This is a genomic window from Hominenteromicrobium mulieris (genome assembly GCF_046197855.1).
Classification (GTDB): domain Bacteria; phylum Bacillota; class Clostridia; order Oscillospirales; family Acutalibacteraceae; genus Hominenteromicrobium; species Hominenteromicrobium mulieris.
The window spans coordinates 1,557,410-1,582,072 of the sequence record NZ_CP173188.1 but is presented as its reverse complement, the minus strand read 5'-3'; the positions used below and the strand labels follow the sequence as shown (position 1 = coordinate 1,582,072).

The 24,663-nt window shown below is 52.0% G+C and carries 24 protein-coding genes and 2 tRNA genes; 18 read left to right on the top strand and 8 right to left on the bottom strand.

The features are described 5' to 3' along the window. Positions 1-110 precede the first annotated feature (110 nt). Together mtaB and ACI0CA_RS07685 are read right to left on the bottom strand one after the other, a co-directional pair. On the bottom strand, positions 111-1,403 hold the full coding sequence (gene mtaB / locus ACI0CA_RS07690; RefSeq protein ID WP_308448349.1) for a tRNA (N(6)-L-threonylcarbamoyladenosine(37)-C(2))-methylthiotransferase MtaB: 1,293 nt from the start codon (positions 1,401-1,403) through the stop codon (positions 111-113). Between the two features lie 19 nt (positions 1,404-1,422). Further along, positions 1,423-3,336 (bottom strand): ABC-F family ATP-binding cassette domain-containing protein, encoded by a 1,914-nt coding sequence (locus ACI0CA_RS07685; protein WP_446807071.1) that lies wholly within the window; start codon positions 3,334-3,336, stop codon positions 1,423-1,425. Between the two features lie 258 nt (positions 3,337-3,594). Here ACI0CA_RS07685 and nrdR point away from each other — a divergent pair, with 258 nt between their 5' ends. Continuing rightward, positions 3,595-4,056, top strand: a complete 462-nt coding sequence (gene nrdR / locus ACI0CA_RS07680; protein ID WP_176821179.1) for a transcriptional regulator NrdR — start codon at positions 3,595-3,597, stop codon at positions 4,054-4,056. A 54-nt stretch (positions 4,057-4,110) separates the two neighbouring features. Here the strand turns inward: nrdR and ACI0CA_RS07675 are convergent, their stop codons facing one another. Both ACI0CA_RS07675 and ACI0CA_RS07670 read right to left on the bottom strand, forming a co-directional pair. Further along, the gene (locus ACI0CA_RS07675; RefSeq protein WP_316518961.1) at positions 4,111-4,491 is read right to left on the bottom strand and encodes a DUF4363 family protein; all 381 of its coding nucleotides are present in this window, start codon (positions 4,489-4,491) and stop codon (positions 4,111-4,113) included. Continuing rightward, on the bottom strand, positions 4,488-5,183 hold the full coding sequence (locus tag ACI0CA_RS07670; protein WP_395590695.1) for a DUF421 domain-containing protein: 696 nt from the start codon (positions 5,181-5,183) through the stop codon (positions 4,488-4,490). The genes ACI0CA_RS07675 and ACI0CA_RS07670 overlap by 4 nt, the downstream gene beginning before the upstream one ends. Before the next feature lie 110 nt (positions 5,184-5,293). Here ACI0CA_RS07670 and ACI0CA_RS07665 point away from each other — a divergent pair, with 110 nt between their 5' ends. Genes ACI0CA_RS07665 through ACI0CA_RS07655 form a run of 3 tightly spaced genes read left to right on the top strand, consistent with a single transcriptional unit; the run spans position 5,294 to position 8,918 of the window. Beyond that, complete coding sequence (locus ACI0CA_RS07665) at positions 5,294-6,751, top strand: spore germination protein (RefSeq protein WP_446806367.1); 1,458 nt, start codon at positions 5,294-5,296, stop codon at positions 6,749-6,751. Then, positions 6,748-7,851 carry a GerAB/ArcD/ProY family transporter gene (locus tag ACI0CA_RS07660; protein ID WP_308448343.1) on the top strand — a complete coding sequence of 368 codons (1,104 nt, stop codon included), beginning with the start codon at positions 6,748-6,750 and terminating at the stop codon, positions 7,849-7,851. Before ACI0CA_RS07665 ends, ACI0CA_RS07660 begins: the two co-directional genes overlap by 4 nt. After that, positions 7,848-8,918, top strand: a complete 1,071-nt coding sequence (locus ACI0CA_RS07655) for a Ger(x)C family spore germination protein (RefSeq protein ID WP_308448342.1) — start codon at positions 7,848-7,850, stop codon at positions 8,916-8,918. The genes ACI0CA_RS07660 and ACI0CA_RS07655 overlap by 4 nt, the downstream gene beginning before the upstream one ends. Before the next feature lie 135 nt (positions 8,919-9,053). Here the strand turns inward: ACI0CA_RS07655 and ACI0CA_RS07650 are convergent, their stop codons facing one another. Next, positions 9,054-9,581 carry a DUF1836 domain-containing protein gene (locus tag ACI0CA_RS07650; protein ID WP_176821173.1) on the bottom strand — a complete coding sequence of 176 codons (528 nt, stop codon included), beginning with the start codon at positions 9,579-9,581 and terminating at the stop codon, positions 9,054-9,056. A gap of 244 nt (positions 9,582-9,825) precedes the next feature. Between ACI0CA_RS07650 and ACI0CA_RS07645 the strand changes: the two genes are divergently transcribed. After that, positions 9,826-9,914 (top strand) — tRNA-Ser (locus tag ACI0CA_RS07645). Between the two features lie 23 nt (positions 9,915-9,937). Further along, positions 9,938-10,027, top strand: a tRNA-Ser gene (locus ACI0CA_RS07640). Between the two features lie 171 nt (positions 10,028-10,198). On the opposite strand, the gene ACI0CA_RS07635 is transcribed toward ACI0CA_RS07640, so the two are convergent. Genes ACI0CA_RS07635 through ACI0CA_RS07625 form a run of 3 tightly spaced genes read right to left on the bottom strand, consistent with a single transcriptional unit; the run spans position 10,199 to position 13,427 of the window. Then, positions 10,199-10,825 carry a response regulator transcription factor gene (locus tag ACI0CA_RS07635; protein WP_308448341.1) on the bottom strand — a complete coding sequence of 209 codons (627 nt, stop codon included), beginning with the start codon at positions 10,823-10,825 and terminating at the stop codon, positions 10,199-10,201. Beyond that, positions 10,806-11,774, bottom strand: a complete 969-nt coding sequence (locus tag ACI0CA_RS07630; RefSeq protein ID WP_308448340.1) for a hypothetical protein — start codon at positions 11,772-11,774, stop codon at positions 10,806-10,808. Before ACI0CA_RS07630 ends, ACI0CA_RS07635 begins: the two co-directional genes overlap by 20 nt. A gap of 6 nt (positions 11,775-11,780) precedes the next feature. Then, entirely contained in the window at positions 11,781-13,427 is a 1,647-nt protein-coding gene (locus ACI0CA_RS07625; protein ID WP_343284387.1) for a histidine kinase N-terminal 7TM domain-containing protein, read from the bottom strand. 227 nt (positions 13,428-13,654) lie between these two features. Between ACI0CA_RS07625 and ACI0CA_RS07620 the strand changes: the two genes are divergently transcribed. The 12 genes from ACI0CA_RS07620 (at position 13,655) to ACI0CA_RS07565 (ending at position 24,657) form a co-directional block, all read left to right on the top strand. Then, the gene (locus ACI0CA_RS07620; protein WP_176821169.1) at positions 13,655-14,038 is read left to right on the top strand and encodes a hypothetical protein; all 384 of its coding nucleotides are present in this window, start codon (positions 13,655-13,657) and stop codon (positions 14,036-14,038) included. Between the two features lie 15 nt (positions 14,039-14,053). Next, positions 14,054-15,439 (top strand): hypothetical protein, encoded by a 1,386-nt coding sequence (locus ACI0CA_RS07615; RefSeq protein WP_308448339.1) that lies wholly within the window; start codon positions 14,054-14,056, stop codon positions 15,437-15,439. A gap of 163 nt (positions 15,440-15,602) precedes the next feature. Further along, a complete protein-coding gene (locus tag ACI0CA_RS07610; RefSeq protein WP_308448338.1) occupies positions 15,603-16,097 on the top strand; it encodes a DUF6935 domain-containing protein in 495 nt (164 codons plus the stop codon). Positions 16,098-16,122: 25 nt separating this feature from the next. Continuing rightward, positions 16,123-17,541, top strand: a complete 1,419-nt coding sequence (locus ACI0CA_RS07605; RefSeq protein WP_308448337.1) for an SPFH domain-containing protein — start codon at positions 16,123-16,125, stop codon at positions 17,539-17,541. Then, positions 17,538-18,101, top strand: a complete 564-nt coding sequence (locus ACI0CA_RS07600) for a hypothetical protein (RefSeq protein ID WP_308448336.1) — start codon at positions 17,538-17,540, stop codon at positions 18,099-18,101. Before ACI0CA_RS07605 ends, ACI0CA_RS07600 begins: the two co-directional genes overlap by 4 nt. 110 nt (positions 18,102-18,211) lie before the next feature. Continuing rightward, on the top strand, positions 18,212-18,619 hold the full coding sequence (locus tag ACI0CA_RS07595; protein WP_308448335.1) for a hypothetical protein: 408 nt from the start codon (positions 18,212-18,214) through the stop codon (positions 18,617-18,619). Positions 18,620-18,662: 43 nt separating this feature from the next. Next, on the top strand, positions 18,663-19,433 hold the full coding sequence (locus tag ACI0CA_RS07590) for a DUF4428 domain-containing protein (RefSeq protein ID WP_446806368.1): 771 nt from the start codon (positions 18,663-18,665) through the stop codon (positions 19,431-19,433). A 40-nt stretch (positions 19,434-19,473) separates the two neighbouring features. Then, the gene (locus ACI0CA_RS07585) at positions 19,474-19,803 is read left to right on the top strand and encodes a DUF5640 domain-containing protein (RefSeq protein WP_308448333.1); all 330 of its coding nucleotides are present in this window, start codon (positions 19,474-19,476) and stop codon (positions 19,801-19,803) included. Positions 19,804-19,862: 59 nt separating this feature from the next. Then, positions 19,863-20,519, top strand: coding sequence for a TM2 domain-containing protein (locus tag ACI0CA_RS07580; RefSeq protein WP_308448332.1), 657 nt, complete (start codon positions 19,863-19,865; stop codon positions 20,517-20,519). Between the two features lie 104 nt (positions 20,520-20,623). Further along, the gene (locus tag ACI0CA_RS07575; RefSeq protein ID WP_308448331.1) at positions 20,624-22,477 is read left to right on the top strand and encodes a DUF5067 domain-containing protein; all 1,854 of its coding nucleotides are present in this window, start codon (positions 20,624-20,626) and stop codon (positions 22,475-22,477) included. A 66-nt stretch (positions 22,478-22,543) separates the two neighbouring features. Then, positions 22,544-23,398 (top strand): hypothetical protein, encoded by an 855-nt coding sequence (locus ACI0CA_RS07570; protein ID WP_308448330.1) that lies wholly within the window; start codon positions 22,544-22,546, stop codon positions 23,396-23,398. 98 nt (positions 23,399-23,496) lie between these two features. After that, positions 23,497-24,657 (top strand): hypothetical protein, encoded by a 1,161-nt coding sequence (locus ACI0CA_RS07565; RefSeq protein WP_446806369.1) that lies wholly within the window; start codon positions 23,497-23,499, stop codon positions 24,655-24,657. Positions 24,658-24,663: the final 6 nt, after the last annotated feature.

Genomic DNA, 24,663 nt, shown 5'->3' with positions numbered 1-24,663 from the left:
TACGCAAAAACGACCGAAAGCCTTTGCACCGCGCTTTCGGTCGTTTTTGTTTACATGTATTCCTCGATGAATTCCGGTAGAGAGGGAATTGCCTTCTTTCGAGGTGAATTTTACAACACGGCACCCATGCAGTGCGTATCGGTGCAGCTCTCAATGCGCACAGAGCGAATCTCGCCCGCAAGGGACGTACCGCTTGCCACCGCAACAGGTGTATAGTTCATGGAGTATCCCTCCCAAACGCCTTTTTGAATCTCACGCTCGAAAAGCACTTCCTCCGTGCGACCGATTTGCGCTTTAAAAAACGCCTGCTGCGTTGCGGTCGTCACGCGGATCATCTCGTGGCTGCGCGCTTCCTTTACGGCATTCGTCAGCTGATCGCCCATGTCATAGGCACGAGTGCCGGGGCGGCGGGAATAGGCAAACACGTGTACTTTCGCAAATGCGATCTCTTCTGCAAACGCCAAAGATTCCGCAAATTCTTCATCCGTTTCGCCCGCGAAGCCGACCATGATGTCCGTCGTGATGGCAGCATTTTCAAACGCTGCGCGCAGGTTGCGCACGATGGTGCGGTATTCGTCTGCGGTGTAGTGGCGGTTCATGCGCTTTAAAGTCGCATCGCAGCCGCTTTGCAAGGAGAGGTGGAACTGCGGGCACAGCTTTTTCTGCTTTGCCATGCGCCGGATCACGTCTTCCGAAAGCTGCTCCGGCTCCAAGGAGCCGAGGCGCACACGCTCAATACCCGGCGTAGCGCAGGCCGCTTCAATGGCGTCACACAGATGCAGACCGAACTCCTGTCCGTATGCCGAAAGGTTGATGCCCGTCAGCACCACTTCTTTGTAGCCGTTCGCGCCAAGCCCCGCAAGCTCCGCCTTGAGGTCTTCAAGCGGCTTCGAGCGCACACGGCCGCGGGCATAGGGGATGATGCAGTATGAGCAAAAGCGGTTGCACCCGTCTTCAATCTTCACAAATGCACGCGTGCGGCCTGTAAAGTTCTCCACATTGAGATTCTCAAATTTTTCGTCGTTCGTGTGCGGCGCAATGTCGATGATGCGCTGGCGTGCAGAAAGAAACGCCAGCAGATCCGGCACCAGACGCTTGCGGTTCGAGGTGCCGAGGATAATATCGGCTTCCTCCAGTCGCCTTGCGTCCTCCGGGAACGCCTGTGCCATGCAGCCCGTCAGCACCATAACGGCATCCGGGTTATCTTTTTTCGCGCGGCGAAAAATCTGCCGCACCTTGCGGTCACTTTCGGCCGTGACCGTGCAGGAGTTGAGGATTACGACGTCCGCTGTTTCCTTGTCTTCCGCTGCGGCAAAGCCGTGCTGCAAAAGGGAAGAGAGCATCGCTTCCGATTCATACTGGTTCACCTTGCAGCCGAGGGTGATGACCTTTGCTTTCATCATATATTTTAATTTCCTTTCGTCACACGTCGTTTTCTTCCAGCCAAAGCGTCAGCTCCGTCCAGTCGTTCATCAGACTGTCCGCAAGCGCCTTTTGCTCAGTGATCTTATTCGTGATTTCCATCATTTTTTCGTAATCGCTCGCCGTCTCGGGGTTGGAGAGCTGCCCGTTCAGCGTGTCAATTTCCGCTTCCGCCGCTTCGATCTCGCGCTCGCATTTCGAAAGTGCGGCACGGCGCTTCCGAATTTCAGAGGCACGCTCTTTCTTTTGTTTATAGACTGTATTGGCTTTCGGCACAGCGTTTTTATTTTCCGCTTCGGCAGCGGCTTTTGCGGCTTCCTGCTTTTGACGGGCCTCAAGATATGCGTCGTAGTTGCCGAGGTACAGCGTTGTGCCGGAAGGGGTGAGATAGTAGATTTTATCCGCAAGCTTGTTGATAAGATAACGGTCATGCGAAACGACGAACAGCGTGCCATCGTAGCCCAAAAGTGCGTTTTCAAGCGCCTCGCAGGAGCCGATATCGAGGTGGTTCGTCGGTTCGTCGAGGATCAAAAGGTTCGCTTTGGAAAGCATCAGCTTTAAAAGCAGCACGCGCGCACGCTCGCCGCCGGAAAGCCCTTTCACGGGCTTATACACGTCTTCGCCTTTAAAAAGGAACACCGCCAATGCGCTACGCACCTGCGTCTGCGTCATGTAGGGGTGCAGATCCCAGATCTCATCGATAACCGTCTTACTCTCATCTAAATTGCCTTGCGCCTGATCGTAGTAGCCGATGTCGATATTCGCGCCAAAGCGGAAATCGCCGAAGGTTTGCTTATAAATGTGCAACAGCACTTTCAGCAAAGACGTTTTTCCGCAGCCGTTCGGGCCGATGAGGAACACCTTTTCGCCGCGTTTGATATCGAGATTCACATTTTTAAAGAGCCTGTGGTCGCCGAATGAGAGGGCAAGCTCTTCCGCTTCCAGAACATCATTGCCGCCGCGCTGGCTCGCCTTAAACTGAAATTTGATGGTATCCGGATCATCCTCCGGCTTTTCAAGCGTCGCCTGCAAACGGTCAATGGACTTCTGCTTGCTCGCAATCGTCACATAGTTGCGCTCCTGATTGAACCGCTTCTGCTGCTCAATGATGCCCTCAATGCGCTTGATCTCGCGCTGGGTGTTATCGTAGACGCGCTGCATCGCAAGGCGGTTTTCTTCTTTCAGCTGCAAATATTTCGTATAATTGCCCTTATATTCTGTCAAATGCGTGTTTTCAATCTCAAATGTGCGGTTCGTCACAGCATCAAGGAAATAACGGTCGTGCGAAATAACGATGTACGAGCCGTTGTAATTCTTCAGAAAATCCTCCAGCCATTCAACAGACGGAATATCAAGGTGGTTCGTCGGCTCGTCCAGCAACAGCAAATTCGATTCGCCGAGCAGCATTTTTGCGAGTTGAATTTTCGCTTTTTGTCCGCCGCTCAAAACACCGATAGGAGCATAGATCTGCTCCGGCGCAAAGCCGAGGCCGATGAGTGTGCTTTTTGCACGGTTGCGGCAGGTGAGGCCACCGTCTTCGATGAAACGATCGTTTAACTCCGCCTGCTTTTCGATAAGTTCGTTAAGGTTTTCCGGCATTTCCGAAATTTTCGTCGTGAGCACTTCTATCTCTGCTTCCATTTTGAGCAGCGGCGCGAACACCGTCATCACTTCGTCAAACGCCGGTTTTTCCATATCGCGGCAAACATGCTGCTCCATGTAGCCGATGGACGTTTCGCGCGCCGGGGTAAAGGTGCCTTCGTCCGCCGTATATTCTCCGTTCAGTACCTTGAAAAGCGTCGTCTTTCCGGAGCCGTTAATGCCCACAAGGCCAATACGGTCGCCTTTCTGCACTTCAAATGTAATATCCTGAATGATCACATCGGTGCCGAACATCTTTTTTATGTTGTTCACCGTAAGTATTGCCATAGTTGTTCTCCTCGGTTCATATTCCGTTTTATTATACCGAAAGATAGTCTTCAAATCAAGCAAAAACCGGGACAAAATCACGCCCTGCGGGCGAAAATCGCAGAGATTTGACGTTTCTTTCCGATTTTAAGGTCAAAATAGAAAAAAGTATACGGTTTCGCTTGATTTTTCCCCGAAAACTGTTGTATAATAACACTACTTTAAGAGACAGATTTGGTGTGTTAGAACTTTGGAGGGTTTTCCATGAAATGTCCCTATTGCGGATACAGTGAAAGTAAGGTCATCGATTCCAGGCCAACCGATGAGGGGGAGCGCATTCGCCGCCGCCGTGAGTGCTTAAACTGTGCAAAACGCTTTACGACCTATGAAGTCATTGAGACTGTGCCGGTGGTCGTTGTAAAAAAAGATAAATCCCGCGAGGCTTTTGACCGCAACAAGCTGTTGAACGGCCTTCTGCGCGCCTGCGAAAAACGCCCCGTACCGCTTGAAACACTGGAGCGCATCGTAGACGAGATTGAAACGCTCCTGCAAAACTCGCTCGACCGCGAAGTGCCGTCCACGCTCATCGGCACTTATGCCATGGATAAGCTCAAGAAGGTCGACGAAGTCGCCTATGTTCGCTTTGCTTCCGTTTACCGTGAATTCAAAGACATCAATACGTTCATGGACGAGCTCAATAAGATCAAGGCCGAGCGCAACCGATAAATTCAGATTATGTAGCAGCAGTCCCAACGCGATATGGGGCTGCTGTTTTTTGCTTTAAAACACATTTTCAAATGCGATGCGCTCTGTTTTTTGAATGTGCTCCGCCGTGTTTTTCACCATCTGGCATTCGGCGCGCGCTAAGGACACCTCCTCCTGCTCAATATAATAGGGCAGCACGGCAAAAATGTTTTCCAGCGGCTCCAAATGCTCGTGCGGCAGGAAAACGCACAGTTTATCGTGTATTTTCTCCCAGTCTGCCTGCAATTTTCGGCTTTCCTCCAAGGCTTTTTCCGCTTCACCGTCGGAAAGCAGCCGGTCGATATTTTCCGCGGACACAATCAGTGTGTTCGCAGATCTTGCCGTGTTGCAGTAACCAAAGATACACACCGCCACAGCAAATACCGCCAAAACGATTGAAAAGGCCATGCGCTTCATTTTTTCACTCCCTTTTTTAGGCTGCCGTCCCGCCGAATGAGCGTATAATGTCCGGCTGTGTTTACTGTTAGAATAAACACTTCGGGAAGCGGTACGGCTTCGCTTTTTAATATGCTGTGTATCCACTCTTCATTTTTGCCGCACAAGTGCATAGAGCCCACAGAAAGGTCTCCGTCGCTCACCACAACGACTTCAAGACCCTCGTCTTTCACTTTCACGCCCATATCGCTCGGACGCAGGTAATCGACGGCGGCTTTTTTAACGACACTCAGCGTGCCGTTCGTCTCTACAATGGCATATGTCACATCCGAAAGCACAAAAACATCCTTTTGCCGCAGTTGCTCAAAAAGGTCTTCTACGCTCATGCGCAGCTCCTGCATGTTTTCCTGAATGATACGCCCATCTTTGATGATGACGACCGGCTTGCCGCACACCAAACGGTGAAAGCGGCTGCTTTTAAGCATAAAAACCGAAACGAGCACCTCGAGCGCAATGAGCACCAAAATGGGGATGAGCCCGCTGAAAAGCGGCTGGCCGCTGTCCTGCATCGGGATCACCGCAAGGTCGGAGATGAGCAGCGTCACGACCAATTCACTCGTTTGCAGTTGGTTGATCTGCCGTTTGCCCATAACGCGAACAGCCAAAATAATCGTAAAATACAAGATGATCGTACGCACAAACGAAATAAACATGGCGTTTTCCTTTCCGTATGTCTTCGTCGCTATTATGCGTCTTCGAGCGTATAAAATACAGCCTTTCTGTAAAATCTACACAGGAGAACCATGCGGAAAGGAAACTGCTAATGGAAAACTTATCTGAACACTTAAAGGAAAACGTAACATATATAAATGGGTTATTTGAAAACGCCATGGATTATATCGAGCGCGAATTTATGGTCGGCACGGTACCGGCCGCGCTGCTCACCATGGACGGGCTCGTCAGCAAGCAGCACATTACTTTGAGCATTTTAAATCCGTTGATGCGCGCGAAAATTCCGACGGATAACGGCAAAGAAACGCTTTTGTTTATCGAAGAAAACGTGCTGTGCGCCGTAGAGCAAGCCGAGCTTTCCACCGTCAGCGAAGTGCTCGAACGCATGATGAACGGCTTTGCGGTGCTGCTGCTCGATAACTGTACGACAGCGCTCGCGTTCGGCACGCAGGGCTTTGCTGCGCGCGGGGTGGATGAGCCCGATACGGAAGTTATGCAGCGCGGCTCCCGCGAAGGCTTTGTGGAAACCTATCAGACAAACATTTCGCTTTTACGACGCCGTCTCAAAACGACCGAGCTCAAATTTGAAAAGGTGACGGTTGGCGAAGAGAGCCAAACACCGGCTGCGCTGTGCTATTTAAAAAACATCGCGGACCCGAAGATCATTAACACACTCAAAAAGCGGCTTTCCGCATGTAATCTAAAAGACGTGCTTGCAGCAGGATATTTGGCGGGTTACTTGGAGCGTCCCGCGATTTTTGATCGCGTAGGTTTTACCGAGCGCCCCGATACCTTATGTGGCAAACTGCATGAGGGGCGCATCGGGCTGCTTATAGACGGCACGCCCACAGCGCTTTACGTGCCGTATCTCTTCGTTGAAAACTTTCAGACCGCCGACGATTATGCAAACCGTCCGTTTTACGCCACGTTCACGCGCTGGCTGAAATACATCGCGTTTTTCCTCGCGATTTTTCTGCCGGGGCTGTATGTCGGAATCGCCGCACACGACCCGGAGCTGCTGCCGGAAACACTGCTCGTTACCATTGCACAGGCAGAGCGCAGTACGCCGTTTCCCGTCATGTTAGAAGCGATTTTGCTTTACTTTATGTATGAACTGATGCGCGAAGCCGGACTGCGCGTACCGAAACCGCTCGGCAGCTCTGTCGGCATCGTGGGCGGTCTTGTCATCGGCGAGACCGCCGTTTCCGCAGGGCTCGTCAGCGCACCGTCGCTCGTCGTCATCGCCGTCACGGTCATTACCGGGTACACGATTCCGAAATTATACGAGCCCATGGCTGTACTGCGTCTTACTTTTATTTTGGTGGGCGGTATATGGGGTGTGTGGGGCGTGCTTGCAGGCTTTACGTTTTTATTATTCGAGCTTTGCGGCAAAACAAGCTTTTCCGTGCCGTTTTTGGCCCCGGTCGCACCATTTCGGCTTTCCGCCATGCGGGATGTGCTTGTACGCGCGGGATGGAAACGATTAGTGCGTCATAACGCCTTCGTACAACACATGCCCGGCGCGGGAAAGGGGGAAAAGCACCTGTGAAAACCAAGATCAGTGCTTTGCAGCTTTACCTTATGCTGTTTCTTTCACGTGTCATCGTCAGCATCACAATCAATGTGCAAACCGTCGGCGGCAGCAATTTGATTGAAAGTATTTTCTCTTCGCTCGGGCTGTTTTTGTACCTTACGGTGTTTTCTCTGCCGCTTTTCGTGCTGCACAAAAGCCACCCGGAAGCATCGCTTCTGCAAATCGCAGAGAATAACTGCGGCCGCGGTGTTTCTGTACCGATGTCCGCAATTTACGCGCTTTATTTTATAGTGATGAACATTTTCAGTCTTTCGCTTTTTCTGACGCTGCTCGTCAACACTACAGACCCAGTCGCTTCGCGTTTTTCCATCGTCCTTGTCGTGCTCGGCATCGCACTTTATGGTGCCATTCGCGGTATAGAAACCATCTCGCGCGCCTCGGTATGCATTTTCACGCTGTTCATGCTCGGCATGGGGATGATTTTTCTCGCCGTCTCGCCGAACGTCACGCCGCATTATCTCATGCCGCTTTTCTATGACGGCACAGACCAAACCGTACAGGGGTTTCTCGTCTTCACAGCGCGCTGTTCTTCGCTTGCCGAGTTTGCCGTTTTGATGCCGTTTCTTACAAGTACGGATACAAAAAGCGGTAAAAGCCACCGCGTGCTCGGCTTTGTCGTTTGGAACGGCGGCATCACCGTGTTTTTGGGTGTGCTTCTGTTTTTCATCGTCTCGTGTCTCGGCGAGTACGCCGCGCTGCAAGTTTTCCCCGCATACACGCTCGCTTCCATCGCGGAGATTGCCGGCATTCAGCGGCTGGACGCGCTTTTCATCGGCATCAGCATGATGGCGCTCATCGTGCGTATTGCCTGCGGATTATTCTGCATCGCCGTGTGCATGACACCTATCCCGACACGCCCGCGCGCGTGGCTGACAGCACTCATAGCCGCGCTGACAGCAGTTCTGTCCCTATGGCTCACAGACTCCGCCGCACGCGTCGGGGCCGTGTTCCGCACAGCGTATCTGCTGCCGTTTTCCGTTTTGACCGGCGCTATGCTGCCGAGTTTGCTTTGGTTTTTCGACTGCATCAAAAAGAAGAGGAGACGCGCCGCATGAAAAAAGCACTCACATCCGTTTTACTTTCGCTCATTTTGACGCTCACCGCTTCGGGCTGCGCGCCGGAGCTTTACGAGCGCTTGCTCATCAGCGCAATCGGCGTAGACCGCACGGCAACCGGCTGCCGCGTGACGGTGCTCGCTTCCGAAACGACGGAGGACGGAGGGCAGAGCACCTTTTCCGGTGAAGGCGATACCGTCCCCGAAGCGCTCAGTCAAATCGCGCTCGAAAGCGGCCGCACGCCGCTGTATTCGCACAACGCCGCCATCCTTTTCGGTATGCAATGCGCAGAAAGCGGTATCGCCGAACAACTGGATTTCTTTATCCGCCACTACGATTCCCGCCCGACCGCCAAAGTTTTCCTCGCAGAAGATACCGCCGAAAGCGTCCTGTTACAAAGGGATCTCACCGCCGAACGCTTCATGCAGCTTTCAAACGGCGCAAAATACAGCGAGGCCGCGGCAGACGTGAATTTGCTGCAGCTTGTAAACGGTCTTTACGGCGTAAACGCCACTGCCGCGCTGCCCGTTCTGCGCGCCGATGATTTGCCCACGCCCGTCGGCACAGCCGTTCTGCAAAGCTACCGCCTGTGCGCCGTGCTCACGCCGGCGGAAACACAGGGGCTTAGTGCCTTGCAGGGTACACTTTCGGGCGGCGAATTCACCGTAAAAGACGAAGCTTTCGGCACGGTATCGCTTAAAGTCCGCAGCACAAACAGCAACATTATCTTCACAGGCACAGCAGAACAGCCCGAGTTTACCGCCAGAATTCATGTTATCGCCGAAGTTTCTGCCGTCACAAATACCGCAAAGCACGTAGGGAACGAAGCATTTCCGCGCTTTGAGACTGCCCTTGCCAACTGCACTGAGGAACGCCTCGCCGCTTATCTCAAAAACGCAAACGGAGCCGATGCCGCAGGTCTCAGCGAAGTCATTTTCCGCACCGCGCCAAATGTGTGGCGTGAAATGGGGGAAAGCCGCGCAGAAAAGCTCTCAAAAGCCGAAATTACCTTTCACGTCACTGCCGAAGTACAGCGCGTGGAAGAGGAGGATATTCCGTATTTTTAGAGCAACAGCTGCACTTTATAGCAATCGGCCGCCGGAGCGCATAGGAAAAGCCTGCAAATCGCACATTATATCCCATCCTTTTTTCGAATAGAACATTCTATGCGCCATGCAGGCTTTTGTTCGTTACAAATTTGATTATTTCTTGGCTTTTTTTTCGTCGGACAGCGCCATTAAAATGCGCTGGGCAACCGCTTGTCGCGCCGTAGCTTCCGCTGCAAGCTTCAACGCCGCTGCACGCAAGGCCGCTGCGTCACTTTCCGGGTGCACGCCCGCTGCCGTCTCGTGCAAAGCGCCGCTCTGCGCCGCCGCAAAGTCTTTATAAAGCTGCTCTGCGTCTTCATCGCCGGAAAACAGCACGGCAATATCCTGAATGGAAAGCACCTGCTTCAGCAAGCCCACCATCATCAGCTTAGAAAGATGCTCCTTGCTGTACTTTTTGTGCACGGGATGATCCACAACGCCGCTTTTCACGTAATTATTGATCATACTGTTCGTCAATAAGCTCTGCTTTTCATCGCGTTCAAAAAGAGACAGCGCTTCACCTGTAAACATCATCACCTGATCCATATAAAGGGGAATAGAGGGGAGGGCGCTCCAATTCGGCAGTGCAAATTCTTCGGCTTCCTGCAGCCATTTACCGCAATCAAATTCAACCTTGCTCATTTTCACAACGACTCCTTTTGTTTTTCATAAACAGTATACGGCATTTTTCTTCGCATTGCAAGCGCTTTTCTTTGGCTGTTTTATTGTTTTTGGAAAAAAATGGTCAAAATTCCATTATGGGCTTGACAAACCTACTCAGTTTTTGTATAATTAATAACAGTCAAGTCGGCTCTGCGAAATGCACAAAAAGAAATATGCTTGACAAAGTGTGTTTTGTGTGTTATAATATCACTTGTTCTGAAATGGAGAGGTGTCCGAGTGGTTTAAGGAGCTAGTCTTGAAAACTAGTGATCTCGTAAGGGACCAAGAGTTCGAATCTCTTCCTCTCCGCCACATTTTTCTTTTATTTTCACCATGGAGAAGTACCCAAGTGGTGAAGGGGCTCCCCTGCTAAGGGAGTAGGTCGGGTAACCGGCGCATGGGTTCAAATCCCATCTTCTCCGCCAAAAGTCCACCGTAATTTTGATAGAATTACGGTGGACTTTTTCTATGCCCGAAAACCGCTTAAAACAAGGATTTTCGACCGTTTCAGCACATAAGCGAACCCCGCTGCAGAGCAATTCTGCGGCGGGGTTCGTGTTTTTTGCGTGGCTGTACAAGCAGAAAATCAAATCCCATCATTCTTCCGCCAGATCGGCAATCAACTTGACGTCGCTGACGGCCAGCGCAAGCTGAAGCTTGTTTTCCAGCCCGGTTTTTTGCAGCATATTTGACACATGGAATTTGACCGTTGACATCTCGCAGCCCATCTCTGCCGCAATGCGCGTGTAAGACAGTCCCCGCAGCAGATGCCGCAGAACCTTCAGTTCCGTCTTTGTAAATTCCGTGCTTTTTGCCATGCCGATCTCAACTGTCGGAGGTGCGTCCGGAAAAATATGTTCACCCTCCAGTGTTTGCCGGACGACATCCATCAAGCGCTTCTGCGTCGAGTCCTTGTACCACAGGCTGTCGGCCCCGGCCTTCTTTGCCTCATCCAGAACGGCGCCGTCGATCAGCGAAGTCACAACAATAATTTTACTCTTCGGCTGTATAGCTTTAATCTGGCGAACAGCAATCAACCCGTTCTCACGGTTCTCTGTCTGCACATCCATCAAAATCAGATCGACAGAATTTGTCCTGCACATCTCGACTGCTTGTTTCGCGCCCGGAATGGACGCCGTGATCCGGTATCCGTCCTCGGCGCGAAAATAGCTTTCCAACAGACTGCGAATCATGGTCTGGTCTTCAACGATCATCACCTTCATATGCTGCTTCCTCCTTTTCCTGCAAACTGAGCATCAGCTTAAAGCGAGGGACGCTCTGAATCTCCATTTTGCCGCCGGATTCTTCTATGCGTTGACGCAGCATAGAAAGGCCTCCGCCTTCTGTGATTTTTCCCTTTGGTGCCGCACCGTTGTTGGTTAGGGAGACCGCTATGCAATCCGGCTTTTGCCAAAAGCACACATACAGCTCTGTTCCGTCGGCGTGACGGACACAGTTCGATGCACATTCGCTGATTGCCAGTGCAATCAGTGCGCGCATACGCTGCGTTCGCGGCTCATCTCCTGCCAGCAGAACTCTGACGCCAAGCTTTTCCGCTCGTTCTTTTGCGGCTTCCAACGGTTCGGATTGCGCTCTCATCTGACTGGAGCGGTAAAGCACTGAAATGGACTGCTCCCACAACGCTGCGGTTGCACGAATTTCCTTCTGGTCTGTGTTTTGGAGCAGCACGCGCCGCGTCGCGAGGATGCTGTGTCCAATGTCATCGTGCACGCGCAGCTTCATGGCCAGCGTTTCTTCTTCCCGGATGATCTCCGGCATCTGCGCAAGCAGCCGCCTAAGCCGCTTGTTTGTTTTCTCCAGCTTCGCATTTTCCGCTTTTAGCTGGTTCTGCTTCTGAATCAGCTCCGTAACGTCTGCGGCAGTGATTTGTGTATATCGGGCACCTGCTTTTGTTGTGATCTGCTCCTGCGCAAAGCGCAGCGCTGTTCCGTCCGGAAAGCGGTAAATCCAAAGGTGCGGATCCAGACAGCACACACTTGCCGGCGGTGCCTGCAGGGCGCTTTGCATCTCTGCCAGCGACTGTATACCGCCTTTTTGCAGCCAGTTCGTAATGGCAAGCATCCGGCGGTTGATGAGCCGCACCACGCCGTTTTTATCGAAAAAGCAGGCCGCGATGGGGAGACTGTCAAAACTTTCCTTGATCCTATCCATGCGCCTTTACCTCCTCGATCTTTCCAGCTTCCGCGTCACATATTGCAGCCCGTCCTCATCCTGCTCCCATTCCAAACCTTGAAAATGCGCGCGCAGCCCGCAGAGCGGCTCTGCCGCTGAAACACAAAAAGACACTTCTACCTGCGCACCGACATCTATGGAGATCAGCATTGCACGAAGGGATTCCAGTTCCGTTTCCACGACGGCCTCGAACAGGTCGTAGATCTGCGTCGCCTGTTCGAGGGTAAGCTGGTCTTCTCCCTTGACAATTGCCTTACAGTCGGCGCCATAAACACAGATATTCTCGGAAGATTCATTGAGGCATAACCGAAGCTCCTGCACACTGATCGCACCGCGCTGTGCGCCGACAAAAATCAGGTTGCTTCTGCGTTTGATGTAGGTTCCGATAATGATGACCTGCCCGAGCAAACGCCTGGCCCGGTTTTGGTCCTCCGTTTTCTGCAATTCAGCCAGCAGATCCCACAGCATCGCGATCTGCCGATCAATCTGCGCCTCCATCATATCATACAAGCGATTTTGCTCCGTCAGCTTCAACCATCTTGCATGCTGTGCATTCTCCGCCGCCAAAACGTCGCCGGTGTCATGCAACTCATCTCGTGTCAATTCCAGTTTCTTTTGAACCTGACTCAGCGCTGAGATGTCCTCCTTCCAGAATACCCAGCCGCGGCGCAACTTATGCCGTTTCAAAAGTGTATCGTCATCCAGATAGACGGTATCCTGCTGTATATGCCTTAGCTTACTTTGCGGCAAAGTCCCCTGCATGGCGGCAGATACATATTTGGAGCAAAACGCTTGATCAGTAATCTGAACAGGCAGGCTCGTCGCTTCAAAGAGCTCATCGTATCCGAGATTGGAATGAATCAGTCCGCTTTGAATGCAGCATTCAAGGATGCTTGCAAAAATCAGGCACTGTGACACGGTCATATCGCCCGCGAGCACCCAGACCCAATAGACATTTTTGGCATACATATAAGCATATGCCAGCGAAAGCGCAAACGGAACCAGCGGTAACCAGCGAATTCTCCTGCTATGTGGGATACGACAGTTTTTCACCATCGAAAGAAACGCAAACCCTGCGCACAGAGTCTCCCAGCCCAGCACGAAGAAAAAACCGACCTCATACCGATACTCCCGGTCCGATAAAATGCCGGACGGGAAAGAAAATACCTGCTGATGCAGATCATTGGTCAGAACGAGCAAAAGCAGCAGCAATGTCGGAAGATACAGAAGCTTTGTCCATCGCGGCAGACGAAAATCCTCTCCCTTGCCCAGAGACTGGGAAACGAAGACCGACAGCATGGGGATAAACAGCATCGGAAAATAATAGAAATACCACAGCAGGCGTTCTGCATCCGTGTTATCAATGGAAAACTTGATTGAGCGCAGCAGAATCCACAGCACCATCAGCGCCGAAATCGCCAGCATGTAGTGCCGCACCTGCACCTGTACGATGCGCGTCCAAAGAGAGTAGCACCACACGCTGAACAAAAGCAAATAGATTGCGCTTCGCAAGTAGTTGACAGCCGGAGAATGAAAATAATTCCGGCTTGCATATCGGAGCCACATGGCAAACGCAATGAGCACCAGCAAGCCCAAGGCGTACAAAAGGCTTCTTTTCGTCGTTTTGCTCATGCCGCATGCCCCCAAAAAATCAGTATATTTATATGGATAGTATATCATGCGGATAGACAAATGGCAACACGTTTTGTCCTCTTTATACAGAGAACTGTGACAAAATTTGGCTTTGCAACGGAAAATAATTACAAATCCTATCCAATTGGCGGGGGCGGAAATGGAAGATAACGGCTAAAATATAGATGAAGGATTCAAAGGAAGAGAAAGGCGGTGGAAAAGCACAGATGCGAAGAATTGTATTGGATATGAAGGGCGGACTTCTGTCGGAGGCGGTCATGCAATCACTTTCGGGATGCGACCCGGATTTCCTTATCTACCGTTCTTCAAAGCCGGAAGAAACGCTGGCGTTGTGCCGGACCTGCCGTGCCAATGTGTTGGTGATGGAGGTCATCCGACAGGGAATCTGGAAGCTGAGTGAGAGACTCAAGATCTGCAGTGCCGTAAAGCAACTCGGTTGGACGTGTAAGGTTCTGCTTTTGGTGGATGAGGACGCGGATAAACTGCTTGCCTCCGAAGTGCGGCAGGCGGTAAAGGATCAGCTGGTTGATAACTTTATTTATGCATCGGTATCGCCGACTTACCTCGCGGGCGTAATCGACACGCTTTGAAAGGATGGGTGAGAAATGAAAAAACTACTGCGATGGATTCTGATATTCCTGGTATTTGCGTTCATGGCGGCGCTGTCCGCGATTACCGCGCTTGCGTGCTCGCCGGACGACAATAATCCGGAACACCATGAAAACGTTATACAGACCGAGGAGAAAAAGCCAACCTGCCTGGAGGGAGGATACTACGTACTGGAATGTACCGTCTGCAGGTGGAGCTGCGCCTTTTCCATCGGCGACATCGTGCCCCACGAATTCGGGCCGTGGGAGATCGTTCCGGGCAAAGAGCCCACCTGCACAAAAGCCGGCGAGAAGCGAGCCTATTGCAGTACATGCAACAAGTGGTATCCAGAGCTCGCGCCGGCAACGGGCCACAGCTGGTATAAGTACTATACAAAAGAGCCTACCTGCACCACGGCAGGAGAATACTACACCTACTGCCGGAATTGCCCTGCGAGCCAGGGGCGCTCCACAGAACCTGCCACGGGTCACTTCTGGGTCGTCTGGAAGCGAGTATTTGCTACATGCACCACGCCGGGATATACCGAATTTGTCTGCGACGACTGCGGCGCGGATGGGGGGACCACCACGACGCCCGCCAAGGGGCACAGCTTCGGCGCGTGGTTTACCACGACGCAGGCCACCTGCACGGAGGAAGGCATGCAGAAGCGGGAGTGCGCAACCTGCGGTGCGACGGAGAGCCGCGGGATCCCCAAGACGGGACATAAATTCGGCGCGTGGTTCACCACGACGCAGCCTACCTGCATGGAGACCGGCATCCAAAAGCGGGAGTGTACGCAATGCAGTGTAACGGAGACAAAACCGATTGCCAAGACGGATCACAATTGGGACGCCGGGAAAGTGGTCGCACAACCGACAACAAGCCAAGAGGGAGTTATGCAATGGATGTGCAATATGTGCGGCACGATACGCACAAATCCAATTCCCAAGCTCAAACCGGGAACGACAGCGGCTCCGCGCACAACACCGACTCCGGCGCCTACGGCTCCACCACGCACATCCGCCACAGCTACACCGAAGGCCTCGCCCACGGCTTCACCGCACACATCCGCCACGGCTACGCCGAAGGCCTCGGCAACAGCATCACCTAATGCGGCTGCCTCGGCCTCGCCGGGTATTTCGCCTACGGCTTCACCCGGCGCATCAATTGTCGGGACAGCGGATAGCGACGGAAAGAATGGCAATAGGGGCGAAAAGAGCGGATTTGGTGAGAACGCTGTCGGTAAAGATGTTCCTCAAAAGCAAGAAAAGAACAATGTGCAGGCGACAGAGTACAGCTTCTCCGTGGGAAAAATCCTTGTATTCACACTTGTGCCAACGCTTTTGATTGTTGCCGTCGTCGTTTTTCTACTCGTTTGGAGAAAGAAAAAAAGACAGGTTTAACGGACATTCTTTCCGGATAGTGAAGAGGTTAGCTCATCGTACAGCGCGTCCCGCCAATGAGCGACAGTTCGTGAAAGATTGGCAGATTGATAATTTGATCTACACATTGGGATTACCGATATATTCCACAGGTGTGATTGATATATTTTAGAAAGGAGTGGTTATGTTGCAGGTTGTAATTCAGAAAATTCCGGAAAATTTGCAGGAATTTGAAATTCTTGCCGCTAAAGGGCGGCAGCCGGAACATATCTGCGCACTGTTTTTGTGTGCATTGGCGCTGTTTGACAGGGATAAAGATGCAGGCGCTGCCGCGATGAACCTTCTGCGCGGTCCTAAGCCCATGACACCGTATGACTGTCAGTTTCTGCGCGACCGACTGCGCGGCAAGGTCTATCTGCCGCTTGCATATTTTGAAGGCGCAACGCCGGAAAATGGGTATCAGCCGTGCGTGCCATACACGCTGAACGTGCTGGCAGACCCCAGACCTCAGGATATAGAGCCGGGCTATATGCGCGTGTTTCTTAAAACGTCCGGCGCGGATTCACCGCGTCCCATGAAATTGCGGCAGAAGGCTTCGACCGGCGAATGGTTCCTCTGGGAATATTCCAGTATTCTCAGCGGTATCCGTATTCCCGCGGCGGAAGATCCGTGGGCATAGTAAGTAAAGAAAGGGAGTACAGAAAATGGGACTCATTAAAGCAGCATTGGGTGCGGCCGGCGGCGTAATGGCCGACCAATGGAAAGAGTATTTTTACTGTGAATCGATTCCGGAAAACGTTATGGCGGTCAAGGGACAGCGGCGCGTTTCCGGACGCAGCAGCAACACAAAGGGAAGCGAAAACATCATCTCGAACGGTTCCGTCGTTGCGGTGGCGGACGGACAGTGTATGATCATTGTTGATCAGGGCAAGGTTGCGGAGCTTTGCGCCGTGCCGGGTGAGTTTGTCTATGACAGCTCGACGGAGCCGACGATCTTCTCCGGTGAGTTGGGAACCAGCATCTTAGACACGTTCAAAAATATCGGCAAACGCTTTACTTTCGGCGGCGAGCCGCCCAAAGATCAGCGTGTCTACTATTTTAACACGAAAGAGCTCATTGGCAATAAGTACGGCACGCCCTCTCCGGTGCCGTTCCGCGTTGTCGACCAGCGCGCGGGCATTGACATTGACATCGCCATTCGTTGCTTCGGCGAGTACAGTTACCGAATCAGTGACCCGATTCTGTTCTACACGAACGTATGCGGCAACGTCAGTGAAGACTATACCCGCGACCGTCTGGACGGTCAGTTGAAAACCGAGCTTTTGACGGCGCTTCAGCCCGCGTTTGCGAAGATTTCCGACATGGGAATCCGCTATTCCGCGCTACCCGGTCATACAATGGAACTGGCCGAGGCATTGAATGAAGTTTTATCCGGAAAATGGCGCTACCTGCGTGGACTTGAGATCGTTTCCTTTGGCGTTTCGTCGGTCAAGGCGAGCGAAGAGGATGAGCAGATGATTAAGGAACTGCAGCGTAATGCGGCGTTTATGGATCCGACGAGAGCGGCAGCCTATCTTGTCGGTGCACAGGCTTCCGCGATGCAATCTGCGGCGTCGAATCAGAATGCAGGCCCTGCAATGGCGTTTATGGGCATGAACATGGCAGGTCAGGCGGGCGGCATGAACGCGCAGAATCTCTATCAGATGGGCGCACAGCAGCAAGCAGCGCAGCCTGCTCCGGCTCCGGCAGCTGCTGAAGGATGGAACTGTTCGTGTGGACAGAGCGGTATTACCGGAAAATTCTGCCCGAACTGTGGCAGTAAAAAGCCGGAACCAAAGCCTGCCGCCGAAAGCTGGAATTGTCCGCAGTGCGGCGCGACGGCAAGCGGAAAATTCTGCCCGGAATGCGGCACCAAAAAGCCGGAATCGCAGGCAGACGGCTGGACGTGTAGCTGCGGTGCGGTGAACAAAGGAAAGTTTTGCGCTGAATGCGGCAAACCAAAACCGGCCGGTGTTCCGCAGTACAAATGCGACAAATGCGGCTGGGAGCCGGCTGACCCGACACACCCGCCCAAGTTCTGCCCGGAATGCGGCGATCCGTTTGACGACGGGGATTTGAAGTGAAAAAAGCATCCATAATCGCTCTGACCATCGCGTCGGCGGTTGTGTTTATCGCACTGGCGGGCGTATCACTGTATCGGTATTTTGTCGATAGCCGGATTCAAGATGGAGGTAGGATGGAAAACCCGGATACATACAGAGCAGGAAAAGATCTGGTGGAATTTGAGTGGCGACAGAACCACAGGAATTTTTACAGCTGCTTTTCACTGAAATTCTACCGGGAGAAGGATATGCCTCTGCTGATCGGCCGGTTTCCGGACCGATCCGGCGACGAGATGAGAGAAAGCGAAACGGATGCGTTTTCCAACCCAATCCCTTGGCAGCTTACGTGGGTGCAATGGTTTGAACTTCAGAATATGCTGGCAGAGTCGGATCTGCCCGCGTACCGAAAGCCGTCTCCAAATGTCCAGGACGAAACCGACAGCGAAATCCGGGTCATTTGGCGCACCGATGACGGGAACGAGATTCAAAAGCTCAGCGGCAGCCATGCAGAAGCGCTGGAGACCTTGGTGCTGAGTATTGCCGAAGAAGCTTATGCCACGTCAAACCTTGAAACGGAGTAATGCGAGGTATGCCAAACGGCAGTCGTACATTTTGCGCAGAATGCGGGGCCAAACGCCCTGCGAAAGAATAAAAACAAACCATACGATTTATTGTAACAGGAGGATTTACCATGAAAGGACATAAATTTTTGAAGGTTACCGGAATTCTGATGATCATTGCCGCAGTATTTTCCATCATTGCGGGTGTTCTTGTCGGTGGACTGGGTGTATTGGCGGCAGGACTCGGTGCGGAATCCGGTCTGACATTTCCATATTGGGCGGCGTTGATCCTGACGCTGGTCGGAGGAATTTGCCAGATGATTGCCGGAATCAAAGGCATTAAGCACAGTAAGCGCAGTGAAAAAGCAGGAAAGCTCATCGTGTGGGGCGCGATTGTGGCCGTATTCAGCGTATTGAGCATTGTGATGAGTCTGGTCAACGGCGGCGAGTTTAATGTCGTAAGCATCCTGACAGGAATAGCTATTCCGGCCTTGTATATCTACGGTGCGGTACTCAATTCCAAGGCAGACACGCAGTAACCGTATAATTCAAGTAGCATACACAAAGGAGTTTGATACATATATGGGACTGTTTGATAAAAAATATTGCGATATTTGCGGAGAAAAAATAGGGTTACTTGGCAACCGCAAGCTTGAAAACGGCAATCTCTGCAAAAACTGCGCCCAAAAGCTTTCCCCTTGGTTCTCTGATCGACGCAACAGCACTGTTGAGGAAATCAAGGCACAGCTTGATTACAGGGAAGAAAACCAGAAAAAGGTCGCGGCATTCCACACAACCAGAACGCTCGGCGCGGACACCAAGGTGCTTCTTGACGAGGACGCGGGAAAATTCATGGTGACACGTGCCAGAAATCTCGTGGAAGCCAACCCGGATGTTTTGGATTTTGCAGACGTGACCGGCTGTAATCTCGACATTGACGAGAGCCGCACGGAGCTTAAGCGTGAGGATAAGGACGGGAGGGAGATTAGCTACAATCCCCCGCGGTATGAATACTCCTATGATTTCTACATCACCATATTCGTCAACAACGATTACTTTGACGAAATACGCTTCAAGATCAATTCCGGTTCCGTAGATATTACACCGCCCCCCGCAATGCGACCGGGAATGACGACCCGATGCAATCCGGAGACTAACGTTGAGTACCGCAATTGCAAAAAGCTCGGCGAGGAAATCTGGCAGGTTCTGACGCAGGTCCGCAAGGATGTGCGCCAGCAGATTGAACAGGAGGCCGCACCCAAAACGGCAGTCACCTGTCCCTACTGCGGCGCAACGACCACACCGGACGTGAACGGCTGTTGTGAATATTGCGGTGGCGCGGTAAGAGGATAAATATCCATCAAATGATAATGAAAGAAAGAAGGACAAAATAATGAAAAAGTTTGTAGCATTGCTTCTGATTGTGGTTACGCTTCTAACACTTTCTGCCTGTGGTAGCAAGGATGCGTTAGCCGGAACATGGTCCGCCGAACTTGGCGCAGACGGTACGATCACATGGACATTCAACGGAAGCGGCAAATGCACCATGGAAAATGCTTATATGAAACAGGACGGTACGTACACCATTGAAGGTGATCAGCTTACGGTGACACTGGAGGCATGGAGTGATCCATCTACTTATACATTCTCCGTAGATGGAAACAGCCTTACCATGAATGAGAATTCCGGCTACGGCATCAGCGGCACCTTTACGAAAAAATAGCCGTGCAGCTTACCATTAACACTATCCGCCCTCTGACCTTTTAGAAAGGAGAAAAAACGATGAATAACCTTACAGGCAGCATGAAAGACTCTGCATTCGCTACCAGTCCCCGTGAATTTGATCTTCCCTATTCTACCACACTGGAAGAAATCATGCAGAAACTCAATGCGCGCAGAGCAGCGTTCCAGATGCCATTCCAGATCAAAGGCGGCGTTCCCGGACAGCGCATCTCGTTTGAGAAAGAACCAAATGTGGACGTTGGCCTCTGGCTTTACCTCAAGGATGGCACACACATTCGGATTCAGCCGGTCATTACGGAGGCCAAGATGTCGGTTGGCGGTATGCGCGTTGATAAGAACAGCGCACTGCGCAAGGGCCTCAAGGGTGCGACGGTCGGTCTTGCAACGGAGCGTGGCGCCTATATTGACACCGTAACGGAAACCGTGAAGAAGATTTTGAACGGTGAGGCAGTAGAGGACTATGTTGCGCCGGAGGTTCCGGTCGAAACGAAGGACTGGATGACCACATTCTTGCTTTGCTTCTTCCTTGGCGGTCTTGGCGTCCACCGCTACTATGTCGGTAAGATTGGCACAGGCATTCTCTACACGCTGACGGCCGGTCTGTTCGGCATCGGATACCTTGTCGACTTTATCAAGATTCTCTGCGGTAAGTTTACCGACAAGGACGGAAACCTTATCCGGCGCGAAAAGAAATAAGAAAAAATGTCTCAGGTAGGCACGGCTGCTTTTTGCCGGGATTATACGTTGTTTTCTGCTAATTGGCAGATTTGTGCAACCCTGAAGGATATTGGGAGGAAATTATGAAACAGACGAAGACCAAGCTTCTATGCCTGATTCTTGCGGCACTGATGCTGCTCAGCGGCCTCACCGCCTGCGGAAAGGATAAGGAGGGGAAAGACTCCAATTTAATCAAGCTCGGTGACTATGAGCTGCTCTACAAGGGCGCATGCATCATGGAAGATTCGGACGGAAACGACGCAATCGTTCTGACACTGGACTTCACAAACAACAGCAAGGAAAACGCCTCATATCTCTGGAGTGTCGATGAGACGGTTATGCAAAACGGTGTAGAGCTGGAAGCTGCATCTATTATCACGGACTATGAGAACCTTGAAACCGTAGTGAGCGATCAGTTTACGGATGTTGCGCCGGGTGCAACGCTGGAAGTGCGGACAGCCTTCGTGCTAAAAGACACGACCAGTGAAGTCAAAGCGACCTTTGAGGAATTTCTCGGCAGCAAAAAAGGTACAATCACCGTTGACCCGGCTACGCTCAGCCGGGAAACGGTCTCCGATACGAAACCGGAGACCACCGGTACGACCGGAGACACATTGCTCGATTGGTGGAACGGCGAATGGTACGGCTGGTGGAAGATGAGCGGTTGCTACGGCGATTATGAAAGCATGGAAGGCGACTGGTGGGATGTCTGCGGCGTCATTGATTTCGACAAGGACTACACAGGCACAATTGAGCTTTGGGATGAGGACTACACGAGATCCAAACCTATGGCTTCCGCGCAGGTCAGTCTGAGCGAAGCCGGAACCGGCGAGCACGGTACGGTGATGTCCGAAGGTGGCTGGTTTACAAACGTAACACTGGAGCATGCCGATTGGATCGTTGACCCCGGTCTTTTGGACTACGATGATATGATCTGGATCAGCGGCGACTATGAAGACGGCGATGACGAATTCCACTATGACATCTATCTGCGCCCGTGGGGCCTTTATTGGAAAGACATGGAGGAAGATGCGTATCCCTATCGGTATACCGATTGGTATCTGCCGCTGATTGACGCAGGCAAGTCTATGCCGGATGCTATCGGAGAAGGTGTTTCGGAGGGGAATGCTCCGACCAACCAGACGAATGCGGCAGCTCCCGGCGGAAACGGCATCGTGACTGAGGAGCAGGTGCAAAAGGGCTACGTTTGGATGAACGAGGTCAATAATAATATTTTTGATGCTACTTACGAGGATATTGTTGCCTACTTCGGTGTAGAAGGCGAGTTTGTCAAGGAAGAGTACAGCGACCACATGCAGTCGAACTACCGCTACTACAAGTGGATTTCGAGCGAAGACAGCTCGCATTTCATCTACGTTAACTTCCGTGAAAAGACTCCGGGCGTTTATACGGTGAGTGCGTACAACACCAGCGGCTTCTCCGGCAACGAGGCCATTGCGAAGTATCTTGACATCGTCAAAGCGGAGGCCGCCGAGGCGAACAAGGCAGCATCCGCAAACGCCGAGATGAAGGACTTCTCCGTGGAAATCGCCCAGTTTGCAAAAGACGATGTTAAGGTCAAGATCATGACGAAGATCCCGGTATCCGGCTGGTCGTTCGATGATAGTGGGCGCTGCCTGGTGGAAAACGACGATCCCACAGCGTTTGGTGCGGGCGCCATCCAGTTTGAGGTGAGGGAGAACATTGAAAAATTTGATTCCTACAAGGACAGCTTCGAAAACTACAAGGATATCGAGGACCGCGTGATCGGCGGCATCACCTTCCATGGCCGCACCTACAAAAGAATCGGCTATGATTGGATCCAGTATATCGCGCAGCTTGACGACGGCCGTGCCCTTTCCATCGGCCTTCGGGATATGGACTGTGTACCGGGAACGATGCCGGATATCATTCTCAACAATATGACGTTCCAATAAAAAACGGCTCCCGCTCCAATTTGGAGCGGGAGAATCCGGTTATTCGCGAAAAACGGAGGTAATGCGGTGAAGTTCAAAGCGCTCCTCATCGCAGCAGGTCTGGGTATGAGCCTGCTCGGTCTGACCTCCTGCGGTCAGGTCGACGGATGCACCTATCCGTACCCGGAAACATCGGTCCTTTTTGACGATTTCCACATTACAAAAACCATTTACAGCCAAGGGACGATGAGACTCTATTATCGCGGCGTACAGTTCAAAGACAATCCCATCCGCTGCTACGACACGAATTTTGAAGATTTGGGCGATCAGTTTGACTATACGTTCCGAAACGGTGTTCTGACCGTTCAGGCGGATTTTGCCGAAAAGATCAGCGGGCTGACAATCGAGGACAGGGCGCACGATATCATCTATCGTCTGCGTTATCTGGACTCCCCGCAGTTTGCATGGCTGGCAGACGTGTTTTGGTACGATGAAGGCTGGAGCGAAACGGGAGACCGCGAAGCGTATTACAGTGCGGCCGAGCTGCAAGCGGAAGCTGACAGAAAAGCCGAAAGCCAAAAGGAAGCACAGGAGGTCTTTGCGTTGCTGGAAGGCACGTGGATTACGGAGGACGGCCTGCAAAAATATGAGTTTGTCGCAAATGAGGACAAAAGCGGTATGAACTGTTGTACTATGTGGTGGAACAACGAGACACAAGAATGGTACAGCTGGAGCATTTTTGCCGAGTCCGCGTTCCGGACGAAGAGCTTTGACTTTGTTTGCGATGCAGACTGCGTTTACGACGAAATTACAGAAAAGGCTGAAAAGCTGATTACCATTATACTTGTCAACAGTGACCATACAGCGGCTGATATGCGCATCTTGTACGATTCGGAAGAAAACGTCATAAAGGACACGGATGCAATTTATCACAAACAGTGAGTTTGTGGGACACATCCGGAAAATGCGGTTATAACTGTGTTCGGCACTACGGACTGCGCTTGCGGGCTGTAACGCCAACTGGGAAGTGAGGAACTTAGATGGCAACACAAATCACAAATTATCAATGTCCCGCCTGCACGGGACCACTCCATTTTGTAGGAGAATCCGGCAGGCTGGAGTGCGATTACTGCGGCTCAAGCTTCGATGTCGCAAAAATTGAAGCGCTCTACGCGGAAAAAGAAACAAAAGCAGCGGAAGCAGCGCAGAAGCAGGAAGAAACAGAAGCGGCTCAAAAATCTGCCGAAGCGGAAAAACAAAAGACCGCCGCAGGCGGCTCTGACTGGGACACTTCCGGCCTGAACGAGGACTGGGGCGCGGACGCGGCCGACATGAAGGCTTACAGCTGCCCGTCGTGCGGTGCGGAGCTGCTCTGCGACGCGACGACTGCGGCTACGTCCTGCCCATACTGCGGAAATCCGTCGGTGCTTCCGGGTCAGTTTGCCGGCGTTTTGAAACCTGATTTTGTGCTTCCCTTTAAGCTGAGCAAGGAGGATGCCATCAAGGCGCTGAAAAAACACTATCGCAAAAAGCCGCTGTTGCCGTCAACGTTCTCCAAGTCCAACCATCTTGAGGAGGTCAAAGGCGTGTATGTACCCTTCTGGATGTATGACGGTGCGGCAAGCGGAAGCGTGCAGTTCCATGCTACCACTGTACATAAATACACCTCGGGAGATTATGAAATCACGGAGACAAACCACTACGATGTGCGCCGCGCCGGTTCTATTGGCTTTGAGAAAATCCCGGTGGATGCGTCAAGCAAAATGCCGGACGACTACATGGATTCCATCGAACCGTATGACTATACAGACTTAAAGCCGTTTTCCACGGCGTATCTGCCCGGATTTCTGGCAGACAAATATGATGTGAGCGTTGAAAACAGCCGGGAACGGGCAGACAAGCGCTGCGCGGGTTCGCTGGTGTCTGCGCTGGAAAGCACGGTTTCGAATTACACCACCTGCAATGAAACGAGCCGAGACATCTGTTTGAAGCGTGGCAAAGTGCATTACGCGTTGCTTCCCGTCTGGATCCTGAATACAAAGTGGGAAGGAAAAGATTTCCTTTTTGCCATGAATGGTCAGACAGGTAAGTTGGTAGGCAACCTTCCCGTCAGCACGAAGCGGGTTGTCGGTTTGTTTGCAGCAATCGCGGCGCCGCTCATTGCCATCGGCGTGACTGCGCTGCTGCTTTTGGCACACTAGGGAGGG

What these genes read in the sequence shown, in the direction of transcription:
- nrdR (WP_176821179.1), top strand. Translation starts at nt 3,595, where the DNA reads ATGAAATGTCCCTATTGCGGATACAGTGAAAGTAAGGTCATCGATTCC.
- ACI0CA_RS07655 (WP_308448342.1), top strand. Translation starts at nt 7,848, where the DNA reads ATGAAAAAAGCACTCACATCCGTTTTACTTTCGCTCATTTTGACGCTC.
- ACI0CA_RS07595 (WP_308448335.1), top strand. Translation starts at nt 18,212, where the DNA reads ATGAAAGGACATAAATTTTTGAAGGTTACCGGAATTCTGATGATCATT.
- ACI0CA_RS07565 (WP_446806369.1), top strand. Translation starts at nt 23,497, where the DNA reads ATGGCAACACAAATCACAAATTATCAATGTCCCGCCTGCACGGGACCA.
- ACI0CA_RS07675 (WP_316518961.1), bottom strand. Translation starts at nt 4,491, where the DNA reads ATGAAGCGCATGGCCTTTTCAATCGTTTTGGCGGTATTTGCTGTGGCG.
- ACI0CA_RS07650 (WP_176821173.1), bottom strand. Translation starts at nt 9,581, where the DNA reads ATGAGCAAGGTTGAATTTGATTGCGGTAAATGGCTGCAGGAAGCCGAA.
- ACI0CA_RS07590 (WP_446806368.1), top strand. Translation starts at nt 18,663, where the DNA reads ATGGGACTGTTTGATAAAAAATATTGCGATATTTGCGGAGAAAAAATA.
- ACI0CA_RS07620 (WP_176821169.1), top strand. Translation starts at nt 13,655, where the DNA reads ATGCGAAGAATTGTATTGGATATGAAGGGCGGACTTCTGTCGGAGGCG.
- ACI0CA_RS07625 (WP_343284387.1), bottom strand. Translation starts at nt 13,427, where the DNA reads ATGAGCAAAACGACGAAAAGAAGCCTTTTGTACGCCTTGGGCTTGCTG.
- ACI0CA_RS07665 (WP_446806367.1), top strand. Translation starts at nt 5,294, where the DNA reads ATGGAAAACTTATCTGAACACTTAAAGGAAAACGTAACATATATAAAT.
- ACI0CA_RS07605 (WP_308448337.1), top strand. Translation starts at nt 16,123, where the DNA reads ATGGGACTCATTAAAGCAGCATTGGGTGCGGCCGGCGGCGTAATGGCC.
- ACI0CA_RS07575 (WP_308448331.1), top strand. Translation starts at nt 20,624, where the DNA reads ATGAAACAGACGAAGACCAAGCTTCTATGCCTGATTCTTGCGGCACTG.
- ACI0CA_RS07670 (WP_395590695.1), bottom strand. Translation starts at nt 5,183, where the DNA reads ATGTTTATTTCGTTTGTGCGTACGATCATCTTGTATTTTACGATTATT.
- ACI0CA_RS07630 (WP_308448340.1), bottom strand. Translation starts at nt 11,774, where the DNA reads ATGGATAGGATCAAGGAAAGTTTTGACAGTCTCCCCATCGCGGCCTGC.
- ACI0CA_RS07585 (WP_308448333.1), top strand. Translation starts at nt 19,474, where the DNA reads ATGAAAAAGTTTGTAGCATTGCTTCTGATTGTGGTTACGCTTCTAACA.
- ACI0CA_RS07615 (WP_308448339.1), top strand. Translation starts at nt 14,054, where the DNA reads ATGAAAAAACTACTGCGATGGATTCTGATATTCCTGGTATTTGCGTTC.
- ACI0CA_RS07635 (WP_308448341.1), bottom strand. Translation starts at nt 10,825, where the DNA reads ATGAAGGTGATGATCGTTGAAGACCAGACCATGATTCGCAGTCTGTTG.
- mtaB (WP_308448349.1), bottom strand. Translation starts at nt 1,403, where the DNA reads ATGATGAAAGCAAAGGTCATCACCCTCGGCTGCAAGGTGAACCAGTAT.
- ACI0CA_RS07610 (WP_308448338.1), top strand. Translation starts at nt 15,603, where the DNA reads ATGTTGCAGGTTGTAATTCAGAAAATTCCGGAAAATTTGCAGGAATTT.
- ACI0CA_RS07580 (WP_308448332.1), top strand. Translation starts at nt 19,863, where the DNA reads ATGAATAACCTTACAGGCAGCATGAAAGACTCTGCATTCGCTACCAGT.